The sequence below is a fragment of the Stieleria sp. genome (assembly GCF_041595215.1).
Taxonomy (GTDB): Bacteria; Planctomycetota; Planctomycetia; order Pirellulales; family Pirellulaceae; genus Stieleria; species Stieleria magnilauensis.
Genome location: NZ_JBFHKV010000804.1, coordinates 1 through 4132, shown reverse-complemented (window position 1 = coordinate 4132; position 4132 = coordinate 1). Strand labels below are relative to the sequence as shown.

At 59.0% G+C, this 4132-nt stretch carries 4 protein-coding genes; 2 read left to right on the top strand and 2 right to left on the bottom strand.

Annotated elements, in window-relative coordinates; all coding sequences use genetic code 11:
• Positions 1-243: 243 nt before the first annotated feature.
• Positions 244-711: a MauE/DoxX family redox-associated membrane protein gene (locus tag ABX749_RS24425; RefSeq protein WP_372898292.1), complete on the top strand. Its 468-nt coding sequence runs from the start codon at positions 244-246 to the stop codon at positions 709-711.
• 4 nt (positions 712-715) lie between these two features.
• Positions 716-1453, top strand: coding sequence for an SDR family oxidoreductase (locus ABX749_RS24420; protein ID WP_372898291.1), 738 nt, complete (start codon positions 716-718; stop codon positions 1451-1453).
• Positions 1454-1542: 89 nt separating this feature from the next.
• On the opposite strand, the gene ABX749_RS24415 is transcribed toward ABX749_RS24420, so the two are convergent.
• Positions 1543-3474: a sulfatase-like hydrolase/transferase gene (locus ABX749_RS24415; protein ID WP_372898290.1), complete on the bottom strand. Its 1932-nt coding sequence runs from the start codon at positions 3472-3474 to the stop codon at positions 1543-1545.
• A gap of 38 nt (positions 3475-3512) precedes the next feature.
• Positions 3513-3968 carry a hypothetical protein gene (locus tag ABX749_RS24410; RefSeq protein WP_372898289.1) on the bottom strand — a complete coding sequence of 152 codons (456 nt, stop codon included), beginning with the start codon at positions 3966-3968 and terminating at the stop codon, positions 3513-3515.
• Between the last annotated feature and the right edge of the window lie 164 nt (positions 3969-4132).

Below are 4132 nucleotides of genomic sequence, written 5' to 3'. Positions count from 1 at the left end.
GGGCAAAATGATGGGGGCAAAATGATGGGGGCAAAATGATGGGGGCAGAATGATGGGGGCCGAATGATGGGGGCCGAATGATGGGGGCCGAATGATGGGGGCCGAATGATGGGGGCCGAATGATGGGGGCCGGCGGTTGATCGTGGTGGATGGCCATTTGTGTCCAACGGAGCCTCGCAGCGTCACTCGCTCGCTTCGTTTGAACCCCAGCCGTTTCCACTCTGTCACTTCCGGGAGAATCGCTTGTCTGCCATCGATTCCAAGCTCCGTCCGCAACTCGCGACCTGTCTGCTGTTGATGCGACTGGGCATCACCAGCGTCTTTCTGATGTGGACGATTGACAAGTTCGTCAACCCAGAACACGCCGCCGCCGTGTTCAAGAAGTTTTACATGATCCCGTCGCTCAGCAATTCGCTGGCCTATGCCGTCGGGGCGATTCAACTGGCGTTCGTGATTGCGTTTGCACTCGGTGCGATGCGAAACATCACCTATCCGATCATCCTGATTCTGCACAGCATCTCAACGTTCAGTTCGTTCAAGCAATACGCAGATCCCTGGACCTATCCGCACCTGTTGTTCTTTGCAGCGATCCCGATGTTGGCCGCTTGTTATACTCTGTGGATGCTTCGTCGCTACGACGACTATTCAATCGACGGACTCCGTACCCGCGAGGATGGATCGGAGCATTCAATGGTCACCGGTTTGGAATGACGTGATGCATCGTGACGTGAAAACTGCAATCGTGACGGGCGGCTCTGGAGCCATTGGCGGTGCCATTTGCCGGAAATTGGCCGAAGACGGTTTCCAGATCGTCGTCCATTATGGTTCCAATGAGGACGCCGCAACGAATGTTGTGGAACAGATCGCTTCCGGCGGCGGAAAGGCCATCAAGGCAAACGCGGACGTCACGGATCCCCAGCGCATTCGCGAACTGTTCGAAACGGCCGAAGCTGCCTTCGGTGGTGTCGACGTTGTGGTTGCCAATGCGGGAACGATCACCAAGTGCCCCGTCGTCGACATGACAATCGAGCAGTTTGATTCGATGGTCGCGGTCAATTTGCGAGGAACGTTTCTCACCGCGTTTGAGGCTGCGAAGCGGATCCGTCGCAACGGGCGGCTGATTTTTATTTCGTCCGGTTTGGCGGCACGACCGATGGCCGGCACCGCAGTCTATTCGGCGACGAAAGCCGCGATCGACGCGATGGCCGTTTCGCTTTCCAAAGAACTCGGTGAGCGCGGCATTACGGTGAATTCGGTCCAGCCGGGCGCGACCGTTCCGGGCATGTTCGAGCAGAGCGGCGAGGAGGCGGCCAAAGCGTTCGCCGCCATGTCACCCTTCGGGCGACTCGGACATCCTGACGACATTGCCGAAGCCGTCTCCTTTCTCGCGGGCGATTCGGGACGCTGGCTGACGGGCCAAACCGTCCGCGTCGACGGTGGATCGATGAATTAGGCGAACGGGTGATCGGGACTCAAGCGTGGGGGGGAAATCTGTTGAGTCGCAAGCTGGAAGCGTACGCCACTTGGTCCGAGCCGCGGTGGTCACTTCACCCGCGTGATCTTGGAGAACTCCGACTTCGTCTTCTTGGCATAGATGCCGACGTACTGGACGCTTTCCAGATTGCTCGGTAGTTGATGCTCGATCCGCGTGTCGTTGACACTCAAGATCAACTTGCCGTGATCCAAATCGATCGTGACGGTGGCCTCAAATGTCTCGGTGGGGTCAAAGTTGCCTTGCTTGCTGGCGCCGATCCCGACGTTGGCCCAGCTACCGTCGAACGCGCCGTGGCGGCCCATCCCGATCAACGTGCCGGCTTTGTGCAAGCGGTCGTTCACCGCAGTCGCTCCAAAACAAAAACATGCGTTTCGCGTGGTGCTGTCGATTGCCGAGCGATATTGGACGCGAAAGGTCGCTGATTCCTGAATCGGAGCGTCCAACTTTTGGACCGCAAATCCCTCGCTTTGGCTGGCATCCAACAGGTACCCGAAATCGGTCGCTGTCACCGTCGCCCCTTTGACCACGTCAAAGTCTCCGGTCGCGTCGGTGCCATCGGACAACTTGGGACCGGGTTTGCGTTTCCCGCCGTCCGGCTGGTTGATCCACCACTGCTTCGGGCCTTCGTTTTCGACGCCCTCCCAGACCTCCAGAAACTTCGCTTTCATCTCCGCCAATTTTTCAGGCATCTCGTCGGCCAGATCATGTTCTTCTTTCCAGTCCTTTGCGATCTGATAGAGCTGAAACTTTTCCAGTTTTTGATCGGCAATGATCTTCCAGTCGCCGATTCTCATTGCCGCGTGACTGGCCGGCGGAGCGATGTGGGTGCGCCAAAACAGCGGCACGGGGCGATCGAGTGACTTGCCTTCGCACGCCGGCAGCAGGTTGACGCCATCGATCGTGCGGTCGGTCGGCACCGGAGCGCCGGCGATCTGCAGCACCGTCGTGAAAATGTCCGAACCGATGATGGGCACATCGCTGACTGTTCCCGGTTGGATCTTGCCGGGCCAGCGGACGATTCCCGGCACGCGGATTCCACCTTCGTGACTGTCGCGTTTGCGGCCCCGCAAGCCGCCGGTGGATCCCCAGGTTCGATTCTGTTGTGATTCCGGGTTTTTCAGATTGCCTTTGCCAGAGCCTTCGGGACCGTTGTCGCTGGTGAAGATGACAAACGTGTTGTCTCGCAATCCCAGCTCATCAACCGTCTTCATCAAGTTTCCGAAGGCATGGTCCAGCTGAGTGACATTGCCGTGGTGTTGCCGCACGCCCGGATTCTCGATCTCGCTGTACAGCTGCTGGAACTTTGGGTCGCTTTCGATCGGCAAGTGCGGCTCGTGGGTCCAGACGGTGATGAAGAACGGTCGCTCCGGGTCGCGCTGCTGCTTCAACCATGTCGACGCTTCCTCCGCGACCAATGGAGCCGAGAATCCTTGCAGAGGGCCGACCTCCTTTCGGTTGCGAACGAAGTTGATCGGGTCCTTGTGCGACGGCGACGCGTTGTTCTGTGTTGCGAACCACCAGTCGTATCCGTGGTCATCCGGTTGCGGTTGTTCGTCGCTGTTGAAATAGCCGTTCAAATGCCACTTGCCGCTGTGCATCGTCTGGTAACCGAGCGGCTGCAGCGATTCGGGAATCGTGACTTCGCTCTCCCGCAGGTGAGCGGGATTTCCCACGGGCAGCCAACGCCAAACGCCGTTTCGGTAAGGGGTGCGGCCGGTCAGGATCGATGAACGGCTCGGCGAGCAGACACCGCAAGCGGCATAGGCCTGTGTGAAACGAACCCCTTCGGACGCGAATTGGTCCAGATTCGGAGTCTGGATTTTGGGGTGTCCGTAGCAACCCAGGTCTCCCCAGCCGAGATCGTCCGCCAGGAAGACAATGAAGTTGGGTTGGTCGGCGGCATCACAAGGCGTCGCCTGCCAAGCGTGCGTCAATAACAGCAACGGCGCAATCAGGGCGGCGTGGAGAACCGGTCGCATCGGGGAATCCTCTGTCGTGGTCTGGGGGGAAATCGACGTCATGTGGAGTCATGATTGTAATCCGCTGCCGGTGGTTGCGAGGAGGCGCCGGTCAGCGTTCCGCCGAGCCTGACGCCCAGCAGGGCGACGGGCACATACAAGATCGTGTCGGCGACGGCGAACCAGATCGGGGCCGGCAGCATCATCAGCATGGTGATTCCCCCGCACATCCACAGAATCCCCAACGCCCCCGCCGCGAGGTACCACGTTCGTTTCGCGATCAGCCCACACACGAGACCGCTGACAAAGCTGCCGCCGGCATGGGCCGCCAGCACGATCAGCAGTGCTCCGGTCGGCATGCCGTTGGCTTTCACATGCTCCCGAAACGCTTCGAAATCGTTGGGGTCGATCTCTTGGGGCAGCGGATACACGGCGTGGGAAAGACCGACCAGGGCCATGTTAAAAATGCTGCCCGCAATCAGGCCCGCAACGACGGCCATTACTTTGCGAATCATCGTTCCACCGGTGGTGAGGATTTTCAGCCGTCCAGGTATTGCTTCAGACTGGTTTGCAGCAGGTAGGTCCATCCGTCTTCACAGCTTTCACGCGTGAATTCTGGCATGTCATTGGGAAACGATTCGATGCCCTCGTTGGTCACTCGCAGCCGGGATCCTTCGCC

Coding starts and splice junctions, on each gene's coding strand:
- ABX749_RS24415 (WP_372898290.1), bottom strand. CDS start 3,474: ATGCGACCGGTTCTCCACGCCGCCCTGATTGCGCCGTTGCTGTTATTG.
- ABX749_RS24410 (WP_372898289.1), bottom strand. CDS start 3,968: ATGATTCGCAAAGTAATGGCCGTCGTTGCGGGCCTGATTGCGGGCAGC.
- ABX749_RS24420 (WP_372898291.1), top strand. CDS start 716: ATGCATCGTGACGTGAAAACTGCAATCGTGACGGGCGGCTCTGGAGCC.